28 protein-coding genes are annotated in these 25,623 nt (G+C 29.5%); 5 read left to right on the forward strand and 23 right to left on the reverse strand.

Going from position 1 to position 25,623, the window contains the following annotated elements:
• Nucleotides 1-48: 48 nt before the first annotated feature.
• The 6 genes from L1S49_RS14565 to L1S49_RS14590 all read right to left on the reverse strand — a co-directional run bounded on the left by L1S49_RS14565 (nucleotide 49) and on the right by L1S49_RS14590 (nucleotide 4,561).
• Nucleotides 49-825 (reverse strand): transporter substrate-binding domain-containing protein, encoded by a 777-nt coding sequence (locus tag L1S49_RS14565; RefSeq protein WP_021802005.1) that lies wholly within the window; start codon nucleotides 823-825, stop codon nucleotides 49-51.
• An 82-nt stretch (nucleotides 826-907) separates the two neighbouring features.
• The gene (locus L1S49_RS14570; RefSeq protein ID WP_238905790.1) at nucleotides 908-1,897 is read right to left on the reverse strand and encodes an asparaginase; all 990 of its coding nucleotides are present in this window, start codon (nucleotides 1,895-1,897) and stop codon (nucleotides 908-910) included.
• A gap of 9 nt (nucleotides 1,898-1,906) precedes the next feature.
• A complete protein-coding gene (locus L1S49_RS14575; RefSeq protein ID WP_238905792.1) occupies nucleotides 1,907-2,554 on the reverse strand; it encodes a GntR family transcriptional regulator in 648 nt (215 codons plus the stop codon).
• A 502-nt stretch (nucleotides 2,555-3,056) separates the two neighbouring features.
• Entirely contained in the window at nucleotides 3,057-3,521 is a 465-nt protein-coding gene (locus L1S49_RS14580) for a DUF4829 domain-containing protein (RefSeq protein ID WP_238905794.1), read from the reverse strand.
• Nucleotides 3,511-3,843, reverse strand: a complete 333-nt coding sequence (locus tag L1S49_RS14585) for a hypothetical protein (protein ID WP_238905796.1) — start codon at nucleotides 3,841-3,843, stop codon at nucleotides 3,511-3,513. Before L1S49_RS14585 ends, L1S49_RS14580 begins: the two co-directional genes overlap by 11 nt.
• On the reverse strand, nucleotides 3,836-4,561 hold the full coding sequence (locus tag L1S49_RS14590; protein WP_238905798.1) for a hypothetical protein: 726 nt from the start codon (nucleotides 4,559-4,561) through the stop codon (nucleotides 3,836-3,838). Before L1S49_RS14590 ends, L1S49_RS14585 begins: the two co-directional genes overlap by 8 nt.
• Nucleotides 4,562-4,796: 235 nt before the next feature.
• On the opposite strand from L1S49_RS14590, the gene L1S49_RS14595 reads away from it, so the two are divergent.
• Nucleotides 4,797-5,222: a hypothetical protein gene (locus L1S49_RS14595; protein WP_238905801.1), complete on the forward strand. Its 426-nt coding sequence runs from the start codon at nucleotides 4,797-4,799 to the stop codon at nucleotides 5,220-5,222.
• A 7-nt stretch (nucleotides 5,223-5,229) separates the two neighbouring features.
• Here L1S49_RS14595 and L1S49_RS14600 read toward each other — a convergent pair whose 3' ends face one another.
• From L1S49_RS14600 to L1S49_RS14610, 3 genes are all read right to left on the reverse strand, one after another.
• Complete coding sequence (locus tag L1S49_RS14600) at nucleotides 5,230-5,742, reverse strand: STM3941 family protein (RefSeq protein ID WP_238905803.1); 513 nt, start codon at nucleotides 5,740-5,742, stop codon at nucleotides 5,230-5,232.
• Nucleotides 5,743-5,864: 122 nt separating this feature from the next.
• Complete coding sequence (locus L1S49_RS14605) at nucleotides 5,865-6,773, reverse strand: EamA family transporter (RefSeq protein ID WP_238905805.1); 909 nt, start codon at nucleotides 6,771-6,773, stop codon at nucleotides 5,865-5,867.
• 132 nt (nucleotides 6,774-6,905) lie between these two features.
• Nucleotides 6,906-7,595 (reverse strand): helix-turn-helix domain-containing protein, encoded by a 690-nt coding sequence (locus L1S49_RS14610; protein WP_238905807.1) that lies wholly within the window; start codon nucleotides 7,593-7,595, stop codon nucleotides 6,906-6,908.
• A gap of 341 nt (nucleotides 7,596-7,936) precedes the next feature.
• On the opposite strand from L1S49_RS14610, the gene L1S49_RS14615 reads away from it, so the two are divergent.
• On the forward strand, nucleotides 7,937-8,623 hold the full coding sequence (locus L1S49_RS14615) for a YjjG family noncanonical pyrimidine nucleotidase (protein WP_238905812.1): 687 nt from the start codon (nucleotides 7,937-7,939) through the stop codon (nucleotides 8,621-8,623).
• A 32-nt stretch (nucleotides 8,624-8,655) separates the two neighbouring features.
• Here L1S49_RS14615 and L1S49_RS14620 read toward each other — a convergent pair whose 3' ends face one another.
• Genes L1S49_RS14620 through L1S49_RS14630 form a run of 3 tightly spaced genes read right to left on the reverse strand, consistent with a single transcriptional unit; the run spans nucleotide 8,656 to nucleotide 10,733 of the window.
• Complete coding sequence (locus tag L1S49_RS14620) at nucleotides 8,656-9,033, reverse strand: VOC family protein (RefSeq protein WP_238905814.1); 378 nt, start codon at nucleotides 9,031-9,033, stop codon at nucleotides 8,656-8,658.
• A 19-nt stretch (nucleotides 9,034-9,052) separates the two neighbouring features.
• Nucleotides 9,053-9,763, reverse strand: a complete 711-nt coding sequence (locus L1S49_RS14625; protein ID WP_238905816.1) for an SDR family oxidoreductase — start codon at nucleotides 9,761-9,763, stop codon at nucleotides 9,053-9,055.
• 13 nt (nucleotides 9,764-9,776) lie between these two features.
• Nucleotides 9,777-10,733 carry an NAD(P)-dependent oxidoreductase gene (locus L1S49_RS14630; RefSeq protein WP_238905818.1) on the reverse strand — a complete coding sequence of 319 codons (957 nt, stop codon included), beginning with the start codon at nucleotides 10,731-10,733 and terminating at the stop codon, nucleotides 9,777-9,779.
• Nucleotides 10,734-10,944: 211 nt separating this feature from the next.
• Between L1S49_RS14630 and L1S49_RS14635 the strand changes: the two genes are divergently transcribed.
• Nucleotides 10,945-12,225 (forward strand): methyl-accepting chemotaxis protein, encoded by a 1,281-nt coding sequence (locus L1S49_RS14635; protein WP_238905820.1) that lies wholly within the window; start codon nucleotides 10,945-10,947, stop codon nucleotides 12,223-12,225.
• Between the two features lie 51 nt (nucleotides 12,226-12,276).
• Here L1S49_RS14635 and L1S49_RS14640 read toward each other — a convergent pair whose 3' ends face one another.
• The 11 genes from L1S49_RS14640 to L1S49_RS14690 form a co-directional block, all read right to left on the reverse strand.
• Nucleotides 12,277-12,909 carry a ketohydroxyglutarate aldolase gene (locus L1S49_RS14640; protein ID WP_238905822.1) on the reverse strand — a complete coding sequence of 211 codons (633 nt, stop codon included), beginning with the start codon at nucleotides 12,907-12,909 and terminating at the stop codon, nucleotides 12,277-12,279.
• Between the two features lie 108 nt (nucleotides 12,910-13,017).
• Nucleotides 13,018-13,914 carry a 4-hydroxy-tetrahydrodipicolinate synthase gene (dapA, locus tag L1S49_RS14645; RefSeq protein ID WP_275299608.1) on the reverse strand — a complete coding sequence of 299 codons (897 nt, stop codon included), beginning with the start codon at nucleotides 13,912-13,914 and terminating at the stop codon, nucleotides 13,018-13,020.
• A gap of 5 nt (nucleotides 13,915-13,919) precedes the next feature.
• Complete coding sequence (locus L1S49_RS14650) at nucleotides 13,920-14,474, reverse strand: SIS domain-containing protein (RefSeq protein ID WP_343073984.1); 555 nt, start codon at nucleotides 14,472-14,474, stop codon at nucleotides 13,920-13,922.
• 108 nt (nucleotides 14,475-14,582) lie between these two features.
• Nucleotides 14,583-15,854 carry a PTS ascorbate transporter subunit IIC gene (locus L1S49_RS14655; protein ID WP_238905828.1) on the reverse strand — a complete coding sequence of 424 codons (1,272 nt, stop codon included), beginning with the start codon at nucleotides 15,852-15,854 and terminating at the stop codon, nucleotides 14,583-14,585.
• A 43-nt stretch (nucleotides 15,855-15,897) separates the two neighbouring features.
• Nucleotides 15,898-16,185: a PTS sugar transporter subunit IIB gene (locus tag L1S49_RS14660; RefSeq protein ID WP_238905830.1), complete on the reverse strand. Its 288-nt coding sequence runs from the start codon at nucleotides 16,183-16,185 to the stop codon at nucleotides 15,898-15,900.
• A 15-nt stretch (nucleotides 16,186-16,200) separates the two neighbouring features.
• Nucleotides 16,201-18,282 (reverse strand): BglG family transcription antiterminator, encoded by a 2,082-nt coding sequence (locus L1S49_RS14665; protein ID WP_238905832.1) that lies wholly within the window; start codon nucleotides 18,280-18,282, stop codon nucleotides 16,201-16,203.
• A gap of 471 nt (nucleotides 18,283-18,753) precedes the next feature.
• Entirely contained in the window at nucleotides 18,754-19,692 is a 939-nt protein-coding gene (locus L1S49_RS14670; RefSeq protein WP_238905834.1) for an ADP-ribosylglycohydrolase family protein, read from the reverse strand.
• 33 nt (nucleotides 19,693-19,725) lie between these two features.
• A complete protein-coding gene (locus L1S49_RS14675; RefSeq protein WP_238905836.1) occupies nucleotides 19,726-20,325 on the reverse strand; it encodes an ADP-ribosyltransferase in 600 nt (199 codons plus the stop codon).
• A 578-nt stretch (nucleotides 20,326-20,903) separates the two neighbouring features.
• Complete coding sequence (locus L1S49_RS14680) at nucleotides 20,904-21,437, reverse strand: GNAT family protein (protein WP_238905837.1); 534 nt, start codon at nucleotides 21,435-21,437, stop codon at nucleotides 20,904-20,906.
• Nucleotides 21,438-21,459: 22 nt separating this feature from the next.
• Entirely contained in the window at nucleotides 21,460-22,296 is an 837-nt protein-coding gene (locus L1S49_RS14685) for a pentapeptide repeat-containing protein (RefSeq protein WP_238905839.1), read from the reverse strand.
• A gap of 57 nt (nucleotides 22,297-22,353) precedes the next feature.
• Nucleotides 22,354-22,845, reverse strand: a complete 492-nt coding sequence (locus tag L1S49_RS14690; protein ID WP_238905841.1) for a prolyl-tRNA synthetase associated domain-containing protein — start codon at nucleotides 22,843-22,845, stop codon at nucleotides 22,354-22,356.
• Nucleotides 22,846-22,974: 129 nt separating this feature from the next.
• On the opposite strand from L1S49_RS14690, the gene L1S49_RS14695 reads away from it, so the two are divergent.
• Nucleotides 22,975-23,829 (forward strand): MurR/RpiR family transcriptional regulator, encoded by an 855-nt coding sequence (locus L1S49_RS14695; protein ID WP_238905842.1) that lies wholly within the window; start codon nucleotides 22,975-22,977, stop codon nucleotides 23,827-23,829.
• 208 nt (nucleotides 23,830-24,037) lie between these two features.
• The gene (gene ascB / locus L1S49_RS14700) at nucleotides 24,038-25,507 is read left to right on the forward strand and encodes a 6-phospho-beta-glucosidase (protein ID WP_238905844.1); all 1,470 of its coding nucleotides are present in this window, start codon (nucleotides 24,038-24,040) and stop codon (nucleotides 25,505-25,507) included.
• The last annotated feature ends 116 nt before the right edge of the window (nucleotides 25,508-25,623 follow it).

Below are 25,623 nucleotides of genomic sequence, written 5' to 3' on the forward strand. Positions count from 1 at the left end.
ATGATAAAGAATGAATTAAAATCCATTCCCTATCATTATCAAAAATAATTATTTTCCTATATATTGACCAACGATTTTATCGTATTCTCCATTTTCTTTTAACTTTTTAAGTCCATCATTGAATTTCTTAAGTAATTCTGCATTTTTACCCTTGTTTACTGCAAAACCATAATCAACTGATGATAATTTATCTCCAGCGATTTTTAATTTAGAAGATCCATCTACTTTTATTTTGTAAGCTATAACTGGGTAATCTTCTAATAAGAAGTCAGAGTTTCCATTTTCAACATCTAAGAACATTGTTGGAGAATCATCAAAGTAGTTAAGTTTTAAACTATATTTTGATTGATTATCTTCTGCAAATTGAGATCCTGCTGTACCTTTTTTAATTGCAGCTGATTTACCATTTAAGTCATTTAGTCCATTTAATGAAGCATTTTTAGCATTTGCAACTATTGATAATCCTGACTCAAAATATCCTTCAGAAAAATCTAAAGCTTTCTTTCTCTCTTCTGTTATGCTCATTCCAGCAATAGCTCCATCTAATTGGTTAGATGTAAGACCTGGGATTATTGCACTAAAGTCCATTGGTTTTAATTCATATTCAAAACCTTCTGCTTTAGCTATAGCTTCTAAAAGTTCTACGTCTATACCTTTATATTTTCCGCTTTCTTCAAAAGAAAATGGTGCGTATTTTGAATCACAAGCAATTATGTATTTTTTACTTGCATCCTCCTTAGAAGCATCTGCTTTTTGACATCCAGCTAATACACCAAAAGCCATAACAGCTGATAGTACTAGCCCTATTATTGATTTCTTTTTCATTTTTATGTCCCCTTTCATATCTAAAAAATATAATAAAATAAAATTGATATACATTATTAGTTTGTAATTTATTTAAATTTTATTAAATACTAATTTCACCTGATAAGTTTTTCTGCATGATTTTTTGAATTTCTTCATACTTTTCAGTTTGGCCAAGAGCCCACATAAGCTTTGTGACAGCTGCTTCAGTAGTCATATCTTTTCCAGAAATAAGGCCTGCTTTTTCAGCTCTTACACCAACATTATAAATGTTTAGGTCAGTTCCATCGTAAAGACATTGACTAACTACAATAACAGGTATTTTATGAACACATGTCATCGTTTGAAATTTTTCTAGTAAGTCTGTGTATTCAGAAGGAATTCCACCAAGTCCAAAAGCTTCTACAACTACTCCTTTATAGGACTGACTAACTATGTAATCAACTATAGATGGTTTTATACCAGGTATTACTTTTAACAAAAACACTTCATCGCATACTTTTGGTGAAAACTCTAACTTATCAGAAATTTCCTCATTTTGTTCTAAAACAACTTTACCATCTTGGAACTTTCCTAGGTATGGATAATTACAGCTTACAAAAGCATCCTCACTAATAGAGTGTATTTTAAATGCTCTAGTTCCCTTTATAATCCTTCCATTAAATACAAGACAAATTCCTTTGAAATCAGAAGTTGCTACTTGAAAGGATTGGAATAGATTTATTACACCATCACTACCCTCAGCATCTATAGGTAGTTGTGAACCTGTAAATACAACTGGTTTATTTAAATTTCTAAGCATATAAGAAACTATAGATGTTGTATATGACATAGTATCAGTACCGTGAGTTATTACAATACCATCAAAATTATTTAAACCGTCATGTATAGCATTAGCTATAACTAACCAATCAGATGAAGACATGTTTGAACTGTCAATATTTAATATAGGTTTTACAGTTATTTCACATAAGGTTTTAACTTGAGGAATCTTTTCTACTAGCCATTCTCCACTTAAGCCTGGCACAAGACCTTTATCGGTTTTTACAGAAGCTATTGTTCCTCCTGTTGTTAATAAAAGTATCTTTTTCATTTTGTCCTCCTAAATAGCGCTTTGACTACTATAAACTCTATTTTCTAAATGTGAAATATGTTTATATATAAGCTCTTCCGCTCTTTTACTGTCTCTATCAATCAAAGCTTTAGCTATACTTATATGTTCTTCAATTTCATCTTTATATATTAAATGTTGACTATCTATAATAAGAATTCTCGAAAGATTCTCCATAATATTTTTAAACATTTCAGTAAATAAAGAATTATGTGTGGCTTTTATTATAGACATATGAAAACTGTCATTTAAGGAATTAAAGTCACTGAAGTTGTCCTTTTTATGTATATCGGGAAAATTCATAGCAAGTTGTAAAATTTTGTTTAATTCTGCTTCAGTTGCAGTTTTAGAAACCAAATGCACTGCTGCTTTTTCAAAAATTAATCTCATTTGAAAACATTCTTTGATATTAGTGTTTGTTACTGGTTTTACTAAATACCCTTTTCTAGGTAATGAAGTAAGATAACCTTCTATTTCTAAAGCTCCAAGTGCATCTCTAACTGGTGTTTTACTAACATTATACTTGTTTGCTAGTTCAGCAAGAGTTAAAAAGTCTCCATCCTTTATTTTCAATCCTAATATATCGGATTTAATTTTGTCATAAATATCTTTTGCATATGATTTATCAACTTGTACCAAAAATTTCCCTCCTTTTCACTGAAATCCCACTGATATATCAGCAAATATAAATAAAAAAATCGTCAAGGCGATTATGAGCCGTCGATTTTTTTTGCGCATCTGCCTTTCCAAACGCATGTGAGGAAAACTGGCAGGCGTTCAATTTTCTTGTTTTTTTATTCTTTAGAAGTTTGAATCAAAATACAGAAGTTTAATAAAACACACAAGATCATTTCTATAGAAATAATGTATATTAATTCCCTAAAGAATAAAAAAAAGCAAAGAAGTCTTACGATGTTTAAAGCTTCATTGCTTTCACTTACTAAAGTATATTTTAAAAATTACTGATTGTCAAGTTTTTATCTTAAAATAATCAATTCGTATACTATACTCCTGCAATTGATGATAATTTAATAATTAAATCTATATTAAGTAAAATAATTGGTAATTCGTTTTTGCAAGAATTTATTTCTTTTTTGCAAGAATTTGAAGGTGTAGCATTCATTTTACTCTTTGGTTGATGCTATACTCCCATATCATCGATTAGCCATGGAGATTTTTCATCTTCTCTAATAACATAAAACCACAACATGTACTTACCACTATCTTGAGGGCCTATACCGTCTTGTTTATATTTAACTTCAGACTCTATTTTGAAAACTTTAAGGTTTTCAGCTTTTGTTCCATTAACACTCCCATTGCCATTACTTAGATAACCTTTAGCAAAATTAGAATCTTGCTCCTCAACTATAGAAATAATTTTCTGATATTCTAGATTATCAAATCCCCAAACCATATTTGGAGTATCATACCGCTTTGTTAATGTGGTTAAAACCTTATCTTTATCTTTTTCGTTATAGTATTTAAAATAATTTTCGACTACAGTTTGAGGATCTATATTACCATCCTCTTTATTTTTTGAACATGATATTGGAATTAAAGCTAGTATTAATATCAAAACTAAATATAAGAATTGTTTATTCTTCATCTATAATTATCTCCTTATCATTAACCTGACATCTTCTAGCAAAAAGAAACTCATTTAAAGCATATAGAAAGCCAAAGAGTCTTGCAAAGTTTAAATCGCTTAAATCTAGCCAACTTTTTATTGCACTCGAGGTAAAGATAACTATAGAAATAAATATTATATAGAGTTTATTCTTATATTTTAACTTGCCAATACTTTTTTGTATTGGTCTAAAAGGATTAAGAATCATCTTGTTAAGTACACCAAAAATAAAGCTAAATAATAACATAAAGATTGTAGCAATTCCAAGTACTTTAATAAAATCGATAATTTCTCTATTCATTTATATTTGACTCCTTAAATTTCACAACTGCTTTTAAATATTCTATTATAAGTTTATGAGGATTCTCTGGAGTTGAGCTTAATTGTGGTTGAAACAAAGTAGCTACATAAAATTTCATATTAGGAAGTTCAAGTATTCTTGCCTCTCCCAAAAGGTCTTTTCCAACTATTTTAAACCCATCTTTATGTAAGAGTTTCTCATATTCAGGATTAACTCCAAAATTGCAGTTATATCTTTCTTCAATCTCTTCTTGTTTATAGTAATTATATAAATTTGAGGTTTTATCTATTAAAATTTTACTGGTTTCTCCAAGCAAAGAACATGATAAGGGAGTAATAAATATGCTTTTTTCCTCATCATTTTTTAAATCACCTAAGTCTAGTTTATTAACAAGGTATTCTATAACAGTATGTTGAAAACCGCCACAAGTACCTATAAAGGGATAGTTATTTTCTCTTGCAAATTTTATTCCATTTAGCGCTCCTTTAAGGCTATTATATGGACTTCCAGGTGCACAAAATAATCCATTGAATTCACTTAGTTGTTTTTCTACATCATTCTCAAGGCTGTCAGTAGATATCCATTTAATTTCTACATGCACATTTAAGGATTTACCGCAATGAACTAAAGCTTCGCTCGTAGCTATATGTGATATTCTTTCACTATCATAATCACCGATTATTCCTATTTTTATTGAGTTTGTTGTTTTTTTATCCATTATATCGCCCCACCCCCATAAATTTTATATAATAATGATATTAGATTAAGGTTTGTAAAAGAAAGGATTCCTTTGAGATTGGTTTATTAATATGAAGCATATTTGATATAAATTATAACATAATTACCATAATATACACAATATGTTATGGGATTTAATAGAAAAAGCAACTAAAATATAAGTAAGTCATATATTAAAGAACTTTATAAATTATTTGAATATTAGGGGGATAAAAATGAGAATTAGCACATTACTATTAATTATATTATCTATTGTGGCTGTTATTGGAGGAGGATTTCTAAATTTTCAAGAATTTTTAATGGGGAGCCCTGCAAATTATAAAAATTTAATAGTCACTTTTTCCTACTTATTGATCTGGATATTTATATTGTTAATAAGCATCAGATTTAAAAATCGTAGTGTATTAAGATATTGCCTGGTATTTGGAATTGGAATGCTAGTACTTTCACTTTTAACTATTTATATTAATGTAAGTGGAGCAACAGCAAACTGGGCGTTGATTTTTGTAATATTGCTCTTAGGACAATGGTATGGGATTAATTTTTTTACAGGGAGTTTTTTAGTTTCATCTATAATATTAGTATTTATATCTCTACTAATGTCTATAATTACTTTTATGTCATTAAAACGTCTTAAATAAATATACTCTATGACTTTAAGTTGTCTTCTAATCTATCATTAATTATTCTTAAAACCTCGTCAAGATCCATATCAGAAGTATCTAGATTAATACAGATAACAGGATACTTCAATTTAAGATTGAATTTTATTATTAACTTTTTAAATGGAGAAATATTATTAATAACTTTGTGTAAGTCAATTAAATCTATAGCTAAAAACTTTTGCTTTAACTTCTCAAATGCATAAACTGATTTTATGTTATTGTAATCAATAAAACCTATACTAGATAAAGTGGCTGTATCAGTAATTCCTTTATTGTCTATTTTTAATAAGGCTCTTTTGTAAATTACGTTTTTTATTATGAAAGCTAGGGCTAGAGGACATAAAAGCAAAATAAGTATCCCAAGTATTAAATTTAGAATTATACTATTTACTGTACCATTAAAAAAATACCAAAAACATAAAAAGATATTTATTGTAGCAAAAATTATAGTTTTTATGACTTTTGATAAACTTTCTCTTATTATAATTTCATCCATGCTCTCTTCTCCAATTTTATAAATTATTACAAATATTATAACATTATCTTCATATAATTACCAAATAATAAAAAAAAAGCCAGAGAATTTACTGGCTTTTTTATTATTTAGATTTGTAAGGTTTATGACTCAGAAGTTTTACTTTTTGTTTTTGATAATATTACGATTGTAATAATAATACATAAAGTACCTATCCACTGAGCTAGTCCTAAAACCTCTTTAAGCCATATGACGGATAAAAATGCAGCTGAAAGAGGTTCTGAAGAAGATAAGATACTTGCTTCTGTCGGTTCAATGTATTTTAAGCTGTTTAAATAACAGTTATAAGCAATTAGGGTTCCAAAGATTACTACAAAAAATACCCCTAGAAAAGAAGAAGTTGTCCACTCTCCTTGAAAGTTCCATGGTGCATGTATGAAGCTAAAGGAAATTCCACCTATAAGCATACCCCATCCTACTAGAAGTATTGATCCAAACTCAGCTAATAACTTCTTAGGTTGAAGAGTATAAAAAGCAGCTGTAATTCCTGCAGCAATTCCCCAAAATAAAGCTGACTTAGAAATACTTATTTCATTAATGTTACCATTAGTGATTATGAAAAAAGTTCCTAGCATAGCTAATGCTATTGCACCTAGTTGATTTATACCTGGAAGTTTTCTATTTTTTACAATCATGTACACTGTTATAAAAACAGGTGATAAGTATTGCAGTATTGTAGCAGTTGCAGCATTTCCATGATTTATTGCAGCAAAATAAGTGTATTGAGATCCTAACATTCCAACTAAACTAAAAACTATTAACCCTAAGGCTGTTCTTTTATCCTTCCATACTTTAAAAATATCATTTTTAGATTTTGAGTAGGAATATAGAAGTAAGAGTATTCCAGATGCTAACAATCGAATTGTAACAAGCCACTCAGTATTAAAACCTTTGGTTTTAAACAAAAACTGAGCAACAGATCCTGATACACCCCAAAGAGTAGCTCCGAGTATAACAAATATTATTCCTTTTATCCTTGGTTTAAGATTCATTTTATTTGCCCCACTTTCTTGATTATCTTATATTAAACATATAAAGATAATTATAACATAATCTTCTTCTAATGCTTTCGGAAAAAATAAACTTATTGGCAACAAAAAAGAGTTGAAAAAGTTCAACTCTTATCACAAAGAACTCATATATGCTTTTTTACTAAGATCTCTTAGCTTTTTTTCATTTAAAACATAAATCTTATTTTGATTACACTTTATGATTTGTTTTTCCTCAAGCTCATTTAAAGTTCTGTTTAAATGTCTGTAGGTTGTTCCTAAAAACTCAGCTATATCCTTAAAAGGATTCCTTAAAACTATATAATCATTATCTGGTTTTAGATATTCTAATAAATAACTAGAAAGTCTATTTATAAGTGGATAAGTAGAGTTATAAGAACTATTATTTATAGTTGCATCAAGTTTATCACTTAAGGATTCAGCTAAATGACGAAAGAAACTCAAATGAGTATACTTTTCTTTAATTAAAGAAACAGGAACTAAAATGAAATAACTCTCCTCTACTGCTTCAACCTGACAACGAACAGGAAGATCTTTTAAAAGTTCTAAATCTCCTATAGTTATAAATGCATCATAAAACTTTAGCAAGCTACTTTTTCCATTTTCAAATAAGTAGTTTACTTTGATTTTTCCGTCAACAAGAAGATAATAATACTGGAGTTTACTTTCTGGCTCAAGAATAGTTTCTTCAATTTCATAAACACAAAAAATAACCTCATCTATTATATCTTCATGGAAAATTTCAGTAACCTTATATTTATCTATATAATATTTTAAAAGCTTTTTATTTAAAATATTTTTCATAAGTCCTCCCTAAATTATCAACAGGTTATAAAATCATAATGTCGTAATGTCGTAATGTCGTAATGTCGTAATGTCGTAATGTCACAATATCATAATAGCATAATTATAATGTATTATGTTGAGATTAAAGGGATTTAATGAGACTTGCACCGCTAATCGGTAGATACGAACTGCTTATCTGTAGAGGTTCGAAGAACTTCATCAAATTCCTTCTCTTCCACAGCTTCAATCTAATCATTTAAGTCTCTACAGGGCAGAAAATAGGACATTTGTCCTAGTTAAAGCTTTAATAATATGGTATTTTATATATTAAAGGATTTAAGAATATAGGGGGATAAATCATGAAATACGATGTCATTTTATTTGACGCTGATGAAACTTTATTTGATTTTAAGAAATCAGAAAAGGAAGCCTTTAAAAACTCAATGATAGAATTTAAGTTTGATTATGAGGAAAACTATCATCTTGAGGTTTATAAAAATATAAATACAGCTATTTGGAAAGAATTCGAAGAGGGATTAATTACACAAGAAAAACTCAAAGTTGAGAGGTTTAAAAGACTATCTGATAAACTTGAAGTAAAGTTTGATGAGTTAGAATTTGCAAAAGCTTATATGAAGCATTTATCACTTGGATCTTTTTTATATGATGAAAGTGAAGAAATTTTAAATAGTCTTTATGGAAAACATAGAATGGCAATTATAACAAATGGACTCAGAGATGTGCAAAATGGTAGAATAAAACAATCTAAAGTGGCACATTTGTTTGAAGCTATTATAGTATCTGAAGAGGTTAATGTATCAAAGCCAAATCCGAAGATATTTGAAATAACTTTAGATAGTTTGAAATTCACTGATAAATCTAAGGTTTTGATGGTTGGAGACAGTTTGACTTCTGACATTTTAGGTGGGACTAATTATGGGGTTGATACTTGCTGGTACAATCCAGCTAGAATTAAAAATAGTACAAGTATTAAACCTACTTATGAGATAAATAGTTTATATCAATTAAATGAGATTCTAAAATAAAAAAGTGGAAAATACCACTTTTTTATTTTGTATTATAAGTTTATACTTTCTTTTTCTTCAACAAACTGAATTTGTATTCCATTAGGATCTTTAACAAAAAAGAATCTTGTCATTGGATTAGGTGAAATTATAGGACTCTCTAATTCAATATTATTTTCTTTTAGATAGTCTATAGTTTTTTCTAATGATTCCACAGTAAATCCTATAGATAAGCCCTTTCTTTCTGATATTTCTACTCCTTTGTAGCATATAAGCTCTATTTTGACCTCATCCTTATTTCCAAGCATAACAATCTCAGTATCTTCACCAGCTTTAAATCTCTCAGCTACATTTAAATTCAAGATATCACAGTAAAACTTTAAAGACTCTTCAATATTATTAACAGTAAGGGTTATCCAACATAAATTCATATATATTCCTCCTAATATTTTAGCGATAATTTGTTTCTATAAAAGGCCTTAATATTATTTCATCTAAGGCAACTCGCTCGTCAATGTTAATAGAATTTATTATAGTTTCTGCAGCTATATCTGCACTTAAATACTCCTCTCTAGCTTGAGGTCTAAAGGAAGTATTTATTCCACCAGGATAAACAGAACATACTCTTATGTTATCTTTTCTAGCCTCTTTTCTAAGTACTTTAGTTAAACTATCAAAAGCACCTTTAGATGCAGTATATGATCCTAACCCTTCATTTGAGAAAAGGCAACAAGTTGAAAGAATATTAACGATTAATCCTTGCTTTTTATCTGACATATATGGATAGCAGGCTTTAATAAAATTTAATGGAGCTATAGTGTTTAAATTCATCATATAGCCAAAGTCTTCAAGGTGTATATCTTTTACTGAAGCTCTTGAAGTGTTAGCCCCTGCACAATTAATGAGTACATCAACAGGGCCTAATTTATTTTCAACTTTTTTTACAAAACTAAATATTTTATTTTCATCTGTTATTTCAAAGGTATCATAAAAAATATTAGTGTTTTCACCAATTTCTTTTATAATTGTATTTAGCTTCTCTTCTGATCGTCCACAGAAAGCAACCTTTGCTCCTAGATTTATTAATTGGAGAACTAAACTTTTTCCAAGTCCTGAAGTTCCACCAGTAACAATAACTATTTTTCCTTCTAAATAATTCATTTCATTCACCTCATCATAAAATCGTATTAATAGCTTTTTCATCAATGAAAGCTTTGATGTTTTCAGCTAATAAATCTAGAAGTCTTTGTCTTGATTCAAAACATCTCCAGCCTATGTGAGGTGTTAAAATAACATTTCTCATAGAAAACAGAGGATTTTCTAAACTTGGTGGTTCGGGGTCTTGAACATCAAGAGCAGCTCCTGCAAATTTTTCTTCAATCAACGCTTCAATTAAATCATCTTCTTTTATAAGTGAACCTCTAGAGGTGTTTATAATAAAAGCGGTAGGCTTCATTAAATCTAACTTTGATTTATCTATAAGATGTTTTGTCTCAGAAGTAAGTGGACAATGCAAACTTACAAAATCACTTTCTTTAAGGACTTCATTTAAGCTTACAAACTTAATATTAGGATCACCTAAATCTTTGTAGCTTCTATTATATACAAGTATATTCATACCTAAGGCCTTAGCAACTTTAATCACTTGTTGTCCAATAGCTCCTGCACCTATTATTCCAAGAGTTTTACCTTGAATTTCAAAATGTGGAACCATTAGATGGTTAGTAAAATTTCTATAGTCTTTATCTTCAATCATTCTTTGCTGATAAGCTAAAGAAGAACTTAAACTTAATATAAAGGTAATAACTAGTTGAGCAACAGCCTCTGTACTATACCCAGGCACATTACAGACAACTATACCTTTTTCTTTTGCTGAAGCTATATCAATATTATTGTAACCAGTACCAGCTTCGCAAATTAACTTTACACTTGAAGGAAATTTTTCAATTAAATCTCTTCCTATAGGTAACTCCTTAGAAATTACTATGTTTTGATTTTCTACTCTTTTTAGAATTTCCTCATTATTACTATGAGAATATTTTGTTACATTTCCCAAGCTATCTATTGCTTTAAAACTAAGCTTTTCGTCAAAATCTATTCTGCTTGAATTAAGAAAAACTATATTGTTCATTGTTTACCCTCCTGCACACGTTATCAAGATATATTATAACATATGGTAACCTAAGAAATGGAATTATTATTATTAATGTTGTTAAATCTATTAAATTTGATATAATTAATCTATAAAAATAGTCTTTGTTTTTATAGAATGAGGTGATTAATAGAAATATAAAAGTGCAATTAATTTAGGGAGTAATAAATTCATAAAGGTGGTACATAATATGAATAAGATTAAAAATATTTCGATACGTAATCGTATAATGGTATTGGTTTTTGTAGCAATGTTGTTATCAAATTTAGGGATATTAGGTTCACTATCCTATGCTCTTCATGGAGATGTTCTTGAAATAATAACAATTGAAACTATCGGAAGATCAATAATTTTTATAATAATTTTTCAAGTAATAGCAGCAGTTGTTTCGGAATGGTTACTTATAAAACCTTTAAAAAAGGGTATACTTCTTGCTGATTCTATTTCGAATAATGATTTAACTATAGATATTGAAGCAACTAATCATGGAGAAACTGGACAACTTATCACTGCTCTTCTTAAAGCTAAAGATAATTTGAAAAATTTAATATCAATTATGCAGACTTCTTCAGGAAAAGTGGCTATTTCTTCTGAAAGCCTAAACAGTATAATTGAACGTGCAAATGATCAAGTAAATGGTATTAATGAGTCAATAAAAAAACTTATTAATCATTCTTATCAAAATGCAGAAAGTATAAAACAAGCTTCAATGGTATTGTCAGGAATTACTGATAATTCACAACACACTGCTGAACTTGCAGCAAGAATTGAAACTTATGCTAAAGGTGTACAAGACTCTGCAGAGATAGGTAAATCATCTGTTGATTCAATAGTAGGAGTTATAAATGAGGTTGCATTGAACGGACAAAATGTTAGCAAGGAAGTTATTGAATTAGAAACTCAAAGTAATAAAATAACAGAAATAGTTAATATAATCTCTCAAATTTCAGAGCAAACAAATCTGCTAGCTTTAAATGCAGCCATAGAAGCTGCCAGAGCTGGTGAGGCAGGAAGAGGATTTTCTGTAGTTGCTGAGGAAATAAGAAAACTTGCTGAGGATACTAATACCTCACTTCAGGATATAGGAAATCTTATTAAAGATATGAACAGTATAACAAAAAATGTTGTAGCTGCAGTAGAATTAACAGAAACAAAGATTGGGGTTGGCGTTACTCAATCAAATGAAGTGAAATTAAGTATTGATAAAATAATAGCTAACATGGAAAATACTTTTAAGATGCTTAAAAACATTACGGATGGTGTTACAAATCAAGCTGCTTCTTTAGAGGAAATGACAGCAACTATAGAAGACATAAATATGACTATAGAAAATGGCTTAAGTGTATCAAATGAAATCAAGTCAAATCTTGATTCTCAAGAAAAGTTATTTGGAAAAATAGATAAAACTTCTAATGAATTAGTTGATTTGTCTGAAAATATGAGTAATTTAACAAATGTATTTAAATTATAAAATAAAGGTTGGAATCACTTTTAGTGATTCCAACCTTTATAGCTCTTAAATTTAAGCTTTTCTTGTATTTTTAATTATTTCACTAATTTTTCTAGCATTTTCAGCTATTTCTTCAGTAGTGCCTTGAGTTAATAATCCTCCAAATCCACATACATCAACACCATTTTCTAACCATACATGTAGATTATCAAGAGTTATTCCACCGCTTGCAAGAATTGGCATATAAGGAAGTGGTGTCTTGAATACTTTTACTAGCTTTGACCCATAGAAATCTGAGATTGGGAATGCTTTTATAAACGCAGCACCTAAGCTTAATGCATCCACTGCTTCAGTTAATGATGTACAACCTGGTGCATAAGGAATTTGATATCTATTACAGATTTTAGCTACACCTTCATCATAATTTGGTGCAATAATAAACTCAGCTCCATGTAATATAGCATGACGAGCTGTTTCACTATCTAAAACTGTTCCAGCTCCTACACAAAGAGTTTCCCCATATTTCTTGCTAAGTCCTTCAATGATTTCTCCAGCATTATTTAAGGTATAGCTCATTTCCATAACTGGTATGCCACCTTTAATACAACCTTCAGCAATCTCACATGCACGATCAAGTGTTTCTGCTCTTACTATTGCAAGTGCTCCGATTTCTGCCATCTTTTTTGTTATATTTACTTTTTTCATATAAGTCACCTCAATATTTATAAAAATGCTTTTATGTCTATATTTGATTAAATCACATTGCCATTAAGGTATAAATTACCTATAAGCAATATGATTTAATGTTGAATATTATAGATCTTTATTAAATTTTTCTTTGTAACCCTCAACTACACGCTTGATTTCGTCAAGTTTCTCACCAGTTGGTGAAGTTACAGGAAGACGTGCAGGACCAACATTAATGCCATTAAATACAACGGTTTGCTTAATAACTGATGGAATTGTTCCAAATTTTAAAATACGACGAAGTTCTTCAATACTATCTTGAGCTTTTTGAGCTGCTTCTATATCACCTTTTATGAAGTTGTTATAAATAGCAACATCAATACCAGCTATGAAGTTTGCAGTTGCAGCAACCGCACCATGTCCGCCTACTTTTAATATATCAAGAATAAGAGAATCTGATCCTGAGAATACACCAAAATCTTCCCCTTTAGTTACTTCAAGATAAGCTTTCATATTGTCTAGTTTTCCACCACTGTCCTTAATACCAACAATATTTTTAACCTTTGCTAATTCACGAACAGATTCAGGTTCAATATTAATTCCAGTTTTACCAGGCATATTGTACATCATGATTGGTAAATTAACCTCTGCAGCAACTGCTTTATAATGTTCAATTAATTCTTTTTGAGTTGGTGGTACAAAGTATGGAGTTATAATTGATAGTGCACTTGCACCTATTGCTTCCATTCTTTTTGATAAATTGATAACCTCACGAGTTGAATTACCACCTGTACCAACAAATACTGGCACACGATTATTTGTATGTTCTATAACAACTTTAGCAAATTCTACTTTTTCATCATCTGTAAGTACATGGCATTCACCATTTGTACCTAAAATAAATAATCCATAAACACCTTTACCAATCAAATAGTCAATTAATTCACGTGTCGCTTTTGGATTCACATCTTGATTTTCATCAAGTGGTGTAATCATTGCACATATAATACCTTTATAATCCATAAAAATTACTTCCCTTCTCTAATAGACTGTCCAAGACTTCCGCCTGGATGCCATTTTAAATATTGTTCTGCATCAAGTCCTTTAGAATATTGTAATGCAACACTTAATGCCTGCAAGACTATATTCTCAGCAATAATTGAAGCACGAGGTGCCTTATTAAGATCATCTCCTTCTTTTTTAACACCTGCAAATAAGAAGGCATCAGAAGAATTTTTTAGCCATGAATCAGCATTACCACTCACACCGATGATTTTTGCTCCATTTGCTTTTAATGTTTCAACTGTTGCTTTTAGTTCTTGAGTCTCACCACTATTTGATATTGCTATAACAACATCACCAGCAACTACTTGACCACTTGAGCCATGGACTGCTTCTGTACCATGCAATGTGTATGCTGGTGTTCCAGTTGATGAAAGTAATGAAGAAACATACCCCGATACATGCCCTGGTTTACCAATCCCAGCCACATGTACACGTCCATGGCTCTTTTCTGATTCAAGAATTAAATCACGTGCTTGGTTAATTGCTACTTCATCTATTAACGAAATAAATGTTATCACTTCTTTGGATAAAACTTCAAGAAATGAAGGTAATGTTTTTTCACTCATAATTGAGCCTCCTTAAAGTTATAAGAGCCAAATCTATGGCTCTTATTTAATGTTAATATATTACATAGGTTTTATTAATTGTAAAATCTTATGCAATGCAGTTCCAACTACGTTGTAGTCGATATTAGGGAATGTTGCACCTTCAATACCAAGTGTTCCATATACCGGATATAGTATTGTTGGTAAGAATGCAAGTAATAATCCAGCAACAAATGATCCTAAAAGAGCACCTCTCCATCCACCTGATGAGTTACCAAATACTGCAGCTGTACCACCTGAGAAGAAACAGATATGAGCAGCTGGAATAATAACTACTGGGAATATACTAGGGAATGATGCCATAACAACTATTGCTAATAGACCTGCAGTATATGCTGATATAAATCCAAGAATAACTGCATTTGGTGCATATGGGAATACTGTTGGAACGTCTAATGCTGGACGTGATCCTGGAATATATTTTTCTGAAATAATAACGAATGCAGCAGTTATTTCAGCTAAGAACATACGAACACCTGTCATTAATACTGACATACCAGCTACGAAAGTGAACGCCTGTACTAGAGGGAATACTAACCAGTGTTGTGAACCAGCAAGTTCTTGTGTAAATGTTTGCCCTGCTTTTACTGTAGCAACATAGAATAAAATCAACATAACTATTGATAGACCCATTAAGAAGTCTCTAAATATTGATAACCAACCAGGAAACTTTATAGTTTCTGTTGATTCTTCTTTATGTTTTGAGAATATACGACCAAGATAACCTGATAATCCATAACCAATCATGTTGAAGTGACCAATTGCTTGCTCATCTCCACCTGTCATATCACGCATAAATGGTTGACAGAATTGAGGTAAAGCAGCTGACATAAATCCTAAAATAGTTGCAGCAACTAAGATAGTAACTGTGCTACTAAATCCGTGAGCTTGCATAATTAGAACTAATACACATGAGAAAAATAAACTATGTCCTGTTGTGAAGAAGATATTCTTAAATCTTGTAATACGTGCAAACACTAAGTTTAATATGAATCCAAGAATCAATGTCAATGAAACTTCGAAACCATATGTACTTTGAGCAAGTGCAGTAGCAGCTTCTGGTGAAGCAATAACACCTGTTATTCCAAATCCATATTGGAATAATTTGTTGAAGTTTTGTAGTGATCCAGTCATAGCTGAAGCACCAATACCAAATACTAAGAAACCAATAAGTGTTTTTGAAGCACCAGTAAATATTTCAGTAACTGATTTCTTTTGAAGAATTAACCCTATACATGCAACTACACCAAGTAACACTGCTGGTGTACTTAATAAACTTATAATAAATTTCATATATATTACCCCTTATTCTATTAAATTTTATTATTATTAAATATTATTTCTCTTTTGAAGCAAGAAAGTTTTCTAATGCTGTTTTAATTTCATTACGATCAACGATATTACGAATTCCAATAATATCAAATTTTAAGTTTTTACCTTGTAATTCCTCTGCAACATCGATTAATGTTTCTACAGCGTCACCATTAAATCCATTTAATGAATCTAGTGAACCATGCTCAACCTCTATTGGGAAATTATTTTCCTTAATAACTTGTTGGGTTTTGATTTTTAACATCAAACTTGATCCAACCCCTGCTCTACATGCAATTAAAAGTTTATACATAACTAATTCCTCCTTTTATGATTCGTGTGCTTTTATAAAATCAATAACTTCCTTAGGATCCTTAGCGGTATCCAAAGTTTTAAAGAATTCATCCATTTCGAATAATTCAACCAGCTCAGACATAGCACGTAAATGACTGTTATTGTCTATAGCACTTAGGCAGAATACATATTTTACAGGATCATTATCATCATTTCCAAACTCAACAGGAGTTTCTAAAGTTGCAATTCCTATTGAAATTTCTTTTGATCCTGCTTCTGGTCTTGCATGTGGAAGTGCCACATGTTTTGTAATTACTATATATGGACCTGATTCTTTTGCTGTGTTAACCATAGCATCCACATAAGCTTCAGTTACTTTATTGTTTTCAACTAAAACTGAAGCAGACTGTCTTATAGCATCCTCCCAATCTTTAGCTGGAACATTTAGTTTTATTAGTGTTTCATTTGTAATATCACTTAGCATAAGTCCTTCCTCTCCTTTAGACGTAAAATTTTCTATTTGTGTAAAATAGGATAATAATTCACTTGAAAGCATACTTTCAGAAGTTACTTTCGCGTATTTTTTGATTATATCCATAACTTCATCTATTTTTGGTTGTCTTAAAAAAATATCACCCAATTGAATGTACACTTCACGTGTAATCTTATACTTCTCCTTTTGGGTCATTACAGGACTAACTTTAATTACTGGTGCATCTATTTCTAAACCTTCTGCTTTATAATTAGTAGTAAACACTATATCTACAGGTCCAACGAAATTTTCTAGTTTAGAAGATTCTAACGGTGGTAAAAAGTGTAGTTCTGGAAATAAACTTGTAAGCTCTGCATGTAATATAGCTGAACTACCAACACCGTTTGAACAAACTATTAGAGCCGTCCTTTTTCTAAGAATATCAAATTCTTTTTTATTTGAGAAAATAGCTGCAAAATGCATTGTTAAATAAGCTAATTCCTCTTCTTGGATTTCTTCTCCAAATAGACCACAGAATTCTTTCATTGCATTACTTACAATTCTGTATACTAATCGATATTCTTCTTTTACCTTTTCACAAAGTGGATTATAAACAGGTAATTTAAATAAAAGTCTGTAATAAGCTGGTCTAAAATGAGAATATAGCTGTTTAAATATCTTTTCTTTGCTTATATAATAAACTCCGCTTAAATATTCAAACTTTGTCATCATTTTATTTACAATTTCTGAAATTACAGTTCTATCCTTTGTATCTTCTTCATCATTTCCTACTGATATACCTAAAATCCAAGCACTAATATACATTACATCGTGAGGTTTTATTTTGTCTTTGCTATCATATACTTCTAATAATTCTTCTGCAAATTTATATTCCTTCATGGAGTTCATAACTGCAATATTAGGAATATCTATATTTTCTGAAGTGATTACCTTCTTTGAAAGCATTCTTGCTTTTAAAAAAATGAATATATAGATAAATTCTACTAATCTGTTCTCTACGAAAGTAATTTCATGTTTTTTTACAAGCTTTGATATTACCTTTTTAGCTTTTCCAAAGCTATCTAGTTTATACTCTTCAATAAAAATATCAAAAACTCTTGAACTCTCTTCATTTGATAGGGTCTCTATAATATTTTTTATAAGTACTCTTCTAATTTCCATTTCAGACCCAACTAAATAATAGCCGTTTGTACGATTGTTTTTAATTTCAATGCCTTTTTTCTCAAGATCAGGTATCAAGTCCTTAAAATCAAGGTTTACAGTAGATCTGCTCACCTTTAATGAATCTATAAAATGATTAATTGATACATCTTCCATGTTAATAAAAAGCATTAAATATATATATAGAAGTCGTTCATTTTTACTAAAGTAGTAAGTATTTTTTGAATAGTTTTTTTCGAGAATTTCTTTAATAACATCCTTTGTTTCTTTTGGTACTATAATATCTTTATTAGAGCCTAAGGATAATAAAGGTATTCTCTTTGTTTTAAACAAATCGTTAATTTTATCTAGCCTGTAGGTAACTTGTCTTTTTGAAGAATTAGTTTCTTCTTGCAATCCTTTTGTAGTAACTAATGTACTATTTAATAAAATCTGAAGAATTGATACAATTTCTTTATCCATTTATAATAATCCCCACTTCCTTATTAAGATTTATTATAATCTCTTCCTTGGAGTTTATTTTTCATCCCCTCCTCAATATTTATTCTATTTGAAACATTTATCGTTTTCAATTTCATTTAGGTTCAACTTTTGTATTAAGACTAAACAAAAATTGAATTCTATTTAAAAAAAGATTGCAAAACTTTGATAAATACTAGGTTCTGTTAAATATTTTGACGAAGAGCTATTTGTATTTTAAATTAACTATATTTTACATAAAATAAAAAAAGATGAAATTTTTTTAGTTTCATCTTTTCATAAATAATCAAATTTAGTAGCAAAAGTTCTATGTTTTACATATAATATACTAAAGATTTTATTATCTAGTTTTAACTAATTGCAATTGTCGTATTTTTAATTCTCCTCTATTTACTTCTTAACCTTATAACGATATAAAAACCTAGAAGAACTAAGATTCTTCTAGGTTTTATTTTATATCAATTTAAATTCATTTGCAAATAAAATACATAATTCGACAATGTCATCTTTTCTAGCTAAAGCAGTTATCCAATCTTCAGGTATACTATCAATGCCATAATACAATCCTGCTAGTCCACCTATTAAGGCACCAATCGTATCTGTATCTTCACCTAAGTTTATTCCTTTTAAAACAGCTTCTTTATATGATTTACTAGTTAATAAACACCAAAAAACAGCTTCTAAAGTATCTAACACATAACCTGTAGATTTAATATCTTCTTCTTTAAATATTCTGATATCCTGCTTTAATATTCTTGAAAACTTATCTAGTTCTTTTGTGGGTTTGTTTATGTAATGTTTAAGTATAACTTCCTTCATTAACTCATAACTATCCCTTAAACTGTAACCTTTTAATATGTTTATCCCCATTTCGACATATACTGAACAGGCTACTTTGCTTACAATATGACCATGAGTTATACCTGAGACTTCACCAACTATTCTAAATTTTCTAAAGGAGTTTGTTTCATTATTCAAATAAAATATAAAAGGAAGTATTCTCATTAAAGAGCCGTTTCCATTATCAAAAACAGTTCTATTACCAGATTCTAATGGAGCTATGCCCCTTTTTATTCTTTTTAAAGATTCTATTGTAGTAAAACCGACATCGAACACTCTTCCCCTAGCTGTCCAATGCCCATTTTCAAGCCATGCTAAAAATGTATTAGCTAAATTTACTATATCATATCCTTGGAGCAAACTTTCCATTGTGCATAATAATAATGAACTATCATCTGACCATGTTCCTTTCTGCTGTCCATGAACACCAAAAGAACGCATATCAACAACCGGTTTATATTTAAGTGTTCCTCTATCAACAAATTCTACGGGTACGCCTAGTGCATCTCCAACGCAAAAACCTAATACGGATCCTTGTACTAATCTTATCATTGAAACACTTCCTTACTATATATAATTTTGAAATTATTCTATCAATACATCAACTTCTAGTTTTAAATAACATAAGCTATTTTTTAATACCTTTTTGATTAACATTCTATAACCTCTATTTAATAGAAATTCACATTCATTTTGTAAAAAACTCAAGTTTCCAATATATGCACCATGGGCACCTTTAGGAACATTCATGTGTAATATTAGGTTACTATCATATATTTCGCCTTCAACTAAACTTGTACTCATAAAAGCCTTATCCTCAATAATTTTTCCTTCTAATTGATTAACAGGTAAATTTCTAAGCTCTCCAAGCATCATTTTCGATGTTCCTCTATAGACTAATATATCCTCTGGAGTAACAGCTTTTTCTAAAGCACTAGTTAATAAGTGGCAGTATGCTTCGTTTACACCATTAAAAGAACCAAATCCTCTTAAAGTATCATTAATATTACTATAAAATACTTCGCCAGTATACTTGGTTAGTGCAACTCTTTCTTTAGTAGTTAGAGTATCTAACCACGACTTATAAGAAGCTTTACCCCAAGAGTCAGCTTCTTTAGCACTTTTAAACCATATAGGTTCTTCCAATATATTAAACTTTAAAAAATCTATTACTTGCATACTCATATTAATCTACCTACTCTTATTGTTATTAATCATTTAGCTCATCCTAAATTCGAGTTGTATGATAAAAACACCGTACAACTCAGTTATGAATATTACGGTGCTTTAAATTCCTTTAATTAATATATTTTCATATAAATGCATCTTTGCTATTGTTTTACACCGCATTATCCACTTTTCAAAGAACAACGATTTGAAAGTTTACATCTAATTGCTTAAAGTAAATGTTTTCTTATATAAATATATGATATTTACTCTATTTATGATAATAAATTAATCCTTTTATTTTATATTAAAATTATAGCATATTTAACCAAATTGTATAACGTAAATTTATAAAAAAATAATCAACTTAATTGAATAATATTAAAGATTTAAGTCAATAATTTCAATAACATTCCCCCAATGAATGTTGTTCATATAAAGGAAGGATGCAAAGAACCATTGAATATCACCAATATTTACCTCTTCCTTCCTTTAATTTTTTTAAATATATCAACCTCCTATTTTGATATATTTCACATATAAAAAGAAGGTACTACAATTTTTTATAGAGTACCTTCTTTTATATTTATTTAAATCTATAAGTTTAAATCCATCAAAATCTCATCATAATAAATTCCATCAATATTAAAAAAGTTTTTATGAACTCCAATCTTCACAAATCCATGCTTTTCATATAATTTGATAGAATTAATATTGTCAGATTTAACTCCTAAACTGATATTTTTTATCATTTTAGTACTTTTTGCAAAATTAATAGTTGCCTCCATAATAGCGCTTCCTACGCCTAATCCCCAATAGTCCTTTTTTACTGATATTGAAAATTCACTATTATGAGCTATTCTTTTTCTTGAGCTTGTAATTAATCCTGAAACACTAATTATTTCATTATTAATTAATCCTAGCAACATAATTGAGTTAGAGTTATTCGTAAGATTTTTTATATATTGCTTTTCTTGTTCAATAGATAGATGGAAATCATCTTTTGAAAAAAGTAAATTATCACTTTCTCCTCCTATAGTATTTAGATATTTGATCATATCTTCAGCGTCATCAATTGTAGGTTTTCTAATAAATAAAACTTCGCCAGTTTTTAATTTAACCTCTTTCATCAATATCACTCCTAAATATAAATTACTTTGCCCAATGAGAAGGTCTAATAAGGCTTTTGGGTAATCTTGTATTATAATCGCCTTTTGCAGAATTAATCTGTGCTTGAGTTAAGTATATACTATTTGATAAATCAGCTCCTCTAATATTAGTATCTCTTAAGTCTGCACCTATAAGGTCAGTAAAGCTTAAATCCACACCACTTAAGTTTGCAGCAATTAAAAAAGATCCACTTAAATCCTCGCCAATTAATTCAGTTTTTCTAAGATCTTTTCCCATAAGGCTGAAATTGTTTTTAGCTTTTAAATGATTTAAGTTTTTTTTCTTTACCTTATTTCTAATGGATTTACTAGTTTCTAAAAGTAGTTTGTTTACTTCAAACCTATGAGAAATAATATCTATTTTTAAGATAGCTTGACTATCTAATTTAGTAAACTCCTCAGTTCTTTGAATCAATGGCTCTAAATTTTTCTTAACTTCTAAATCTGATTGTAACCTAAATGCTTCAGTAAGGTACCAAAGCATTTCATGAAGCTGCCTAACAATAACAAAAACTTCATACATTTCTTTTGAAGTATGGGGATTGTCTCTCCAGCTTTCACCACTATATGTAACTTGAGAGACTTTTTGTCCTGCTCCAAAACAATCGTAAGCAAGACAGCCTTTAAGACCTTTTATATTTAGGTCTTTATGAACTTTACATTTAAAGTCATCATTTAGATTTATACAGGGTTTGCCTGCAATTTTATCTACAGGAAACCCCTCTGATTTAGAAAAAAATAATGCTACACAACATAATCCAAAACAACTTTTACAATCAGATTTAAGACTTTCTTTTATATTAACTTCTTTAGTATACATAATTTCATATCCTCTTTCTTACTTTATAAAAATATTAGGGATTCCATACAACCACAGTTAAATTTCTACAAGGTCTACTCTATTTCCTTCGTATTCCAAAAATTTTATAAGATCAGAGTAAGAAATGGTTATTGTTGCAGTGTTGGTATTTGGATGAAAGTTTATTTTATCTAACCCAACTAAATCTTTATCTAATAAAACTATAACTTCATTTTTAGAATCATTTATTACTCCAAAAGGTGTTACTGAGCCTGGCTTTAATCCTAAATACTTATTTAAACGCTCATCACTAGCAAAGGATAACCTAGTACTATCTAAGTATCTTGCTAATTCTTTAAGATTAGCTCTCTTTGAATCTTCTAGAATAAGAAGATAATGTACATCACCTTTACTATTTCTTAAAAATAAGTTTTTACAGTACATACCTTCAAACTTTATATCTAATGTATCTAATTCTTCTATAGTAAATACTGCCTTATGGTTATACAATCTGTATTCAATATTAAGCTCTTCTAGTAAGCCTGTTACTTCTTTTATTATCTTTTCCATACTTATCCCTCTTTAATGGTAAATTTGTTATTATTAACATATCATTTATAAATAATTTTTGCAAACTTAGAAAATTATCAAATCTTTTTTAGAAAAGATGATAATATAGAATTAAAAAGGAGGTATATTATGATAATAGATAAGATGCAGAACTTAAAGAATTTAACAGCACAAGAGCAAGCTGTGATTGAACATATTATTAAATTTCCTAAAGACTTATTAGAGATGAATGTTTCTGAACTTGCAAAAGCCAGCTATACAAGTGCATCAACAGTTATTAGAGTATGTAAAAAGCTTGGAACTAAAGGTTTTGGTGATTTAAAGTTTATATACGCATCTGAATATCCTGAGATGATGAAGTTAAAAGAATCTTTAAAAACAATTCCCTATAATGAAAATAGTACAATAGATGATATTATACATACTATGCCACTTATATATTCTAAAGCAATTGATCATACAAGAAGTATGATTGATAGAAATGTTTTAATAAATGTAATTGCCTTAATGAAAAAAGCTAAAGTTATTGATATATATGGTGATGGAATAAATCACGAAGTTGCAAAAATGTTTTGCTATAAATTAGGAGAAATAGGTATCACTTCAAATGCATATTCAAGCATACATTGGAGTCATGCAAGTTTTCTTCAGCTTGAGAATATTCCTAGTTTTTCAATTTTAATATCTCATACAGGAAAAAATTCTAATGTAATTGATGCGGCCAAACGTTTAAAAAAATGTAATATGCCTACTCTCTCTATCAGTGGAAATATAGATCAAAGTTTAGCTAAATTAACTGACTACAATATCCATATAATGACTACTGAAAACACTTTAGAATTTTCAAATGTTATTTTTACAATGTCTACTCAGTATATTCTTGATATTTTGGTTGCTTCTTTATTGGTTCATCGTTATGATGTTGTATTAAAAACTGCCAATAAATTAAAAGGAGCTAGGTATGAGTGGATGAATGATAGTTAAGTTAAATTATTGGAGCTTTTTTTCAGGAAACAAACGTTATCATTAAAACTTTTGAATATTGGAACCATATTTCGTAATTGGTATAACAAATAATCAGTTTTAATCTATAATATTGCTTATAAGTTTCAATCATTGTTACATCCTTTTTTGTATAATTGGGTGATTTATAATGGTTAGACATAAGATTAAGCAATAGGAGGAAGAAAATATGACAACAAGAAAATTTCCAGAAGGATTTTTATGGGGAGGAGCTACTGCTGCAAATCAAGTTGAAGGTGGTTATAAAGAAGGCGGAAAAGGTTTAAGTGTTTCTGACTGTGCTAGACACCATCTTGATGTAGATGTAACAGATTATAAAGCTCATAATACAGTTACTACTAAGGATATTGAAGATGCATTAAAGTCTGAAGATGAATCATTATATCCAAAACGCCATGGATCTGATTTTTATCACCATTATAAAGAAGATATAAAGATGTTTGGAGAAATGGGATTTAAAGTTTATCGTATGTCTATAGCATGGTCTAGAATATTCCCTAATGGTGACGATAAAGAACCTAATGAGGAAGGTTTAAAATTCTATGATGATGTTTTTGATGAATGTTTAAAACACGGAATTGAGCCATTAGTAACTATGTCACATTATGAACCACCTATTAATTTAACTTTAAATTATGACGGATGGTATTCTAGAGAAGTTATAGGTTTCTTTGAGAAATATGTAAAAACAATTTGTGAAAGATATAAAAATAAGGTAAAATATTGGTTGACCTTTAATGAAGTTGATTCAATGATAAGACACCCTTACACTACAGGTGGTTTAATTGAAGATAGATTCCCTGAAATGAATTGGGAGCAAGTTATTTTTCAGGCTATGCATCATCAATTTGTAGCTAGCGCATTAGCTACAAAGATTTGTCATGAAATAATACCTGATTCAAAGGTTGGTTGTATGCTTACAAAATTAACATATTATCCGTATACATGTAAGCCAGAAGATGTATTAAAAGCGCAACAAGATATGAGATCAACTTATTGTTACAGTGATACACAAGTCTTTGGAGAGTATCCTGCATACTTACTTTCAAGATTTAAAAATAATGGTATAGAAATAAAGAAAGAAGCTAACGATGATGAGATAATGAAAAAATATCCAGTTGATTTTGTATCATTCTCTTACTATATGTCCTCTTGTTCGGCTTCCTCAACAGATGGATTAGATGTTACAGCTGGAAATACGATTAATGCAATTAAAAATCCATACCTACCTTCAAGTGATTGGGGATGGCAAATCGATCCAATTGGTCTTAGAATTTCAATGGTAGATTTATACGACCGTTATCGTAAGCCTCTATTTATTGTTGAAAATGGATTAGGAGCTAAAGATGTTGTTAAAGAAGATGGAACTATAGATGACCAATACCGTATAGATTATTTTGAAGCTCATTTCAAAGCTATGTTAGATGCTATAGAATATGATGGTGTGGATTGTTTAGGATATACATCATGGGGATGTATTGATATAATTTCTGAATCTACAAAACAAATGTCCAAACGTTATGGATTTATTTATGTAGATTGTGATGACTATGGAAATGGTACCTACAAGAGAATTCCTAAAAAATCTTTTTATTGGTATAAAAAAGTTATTGAATCTAATGGAAAGTGTTTATTTTAATACTAATGATTACAAAGAGTAATAACAAAGTTATTACTCTTTTCAGACCGTTGACAAAAGGGGTATTTTCAAATATGAAAATACCCCTTTTGCTATACAATTCATAAATTGGATTA

The sequence above is a fragment of the Clostridium sp. YIM B02506 genome, from assembly GCF_022324845.1.
Classification (GTDB): domain Bacteria; phylum Bacillota; class Clostridia; order Clostridiales; family Clostridiaceae; genus Clostridium_T; species Clostridium_T intestinale.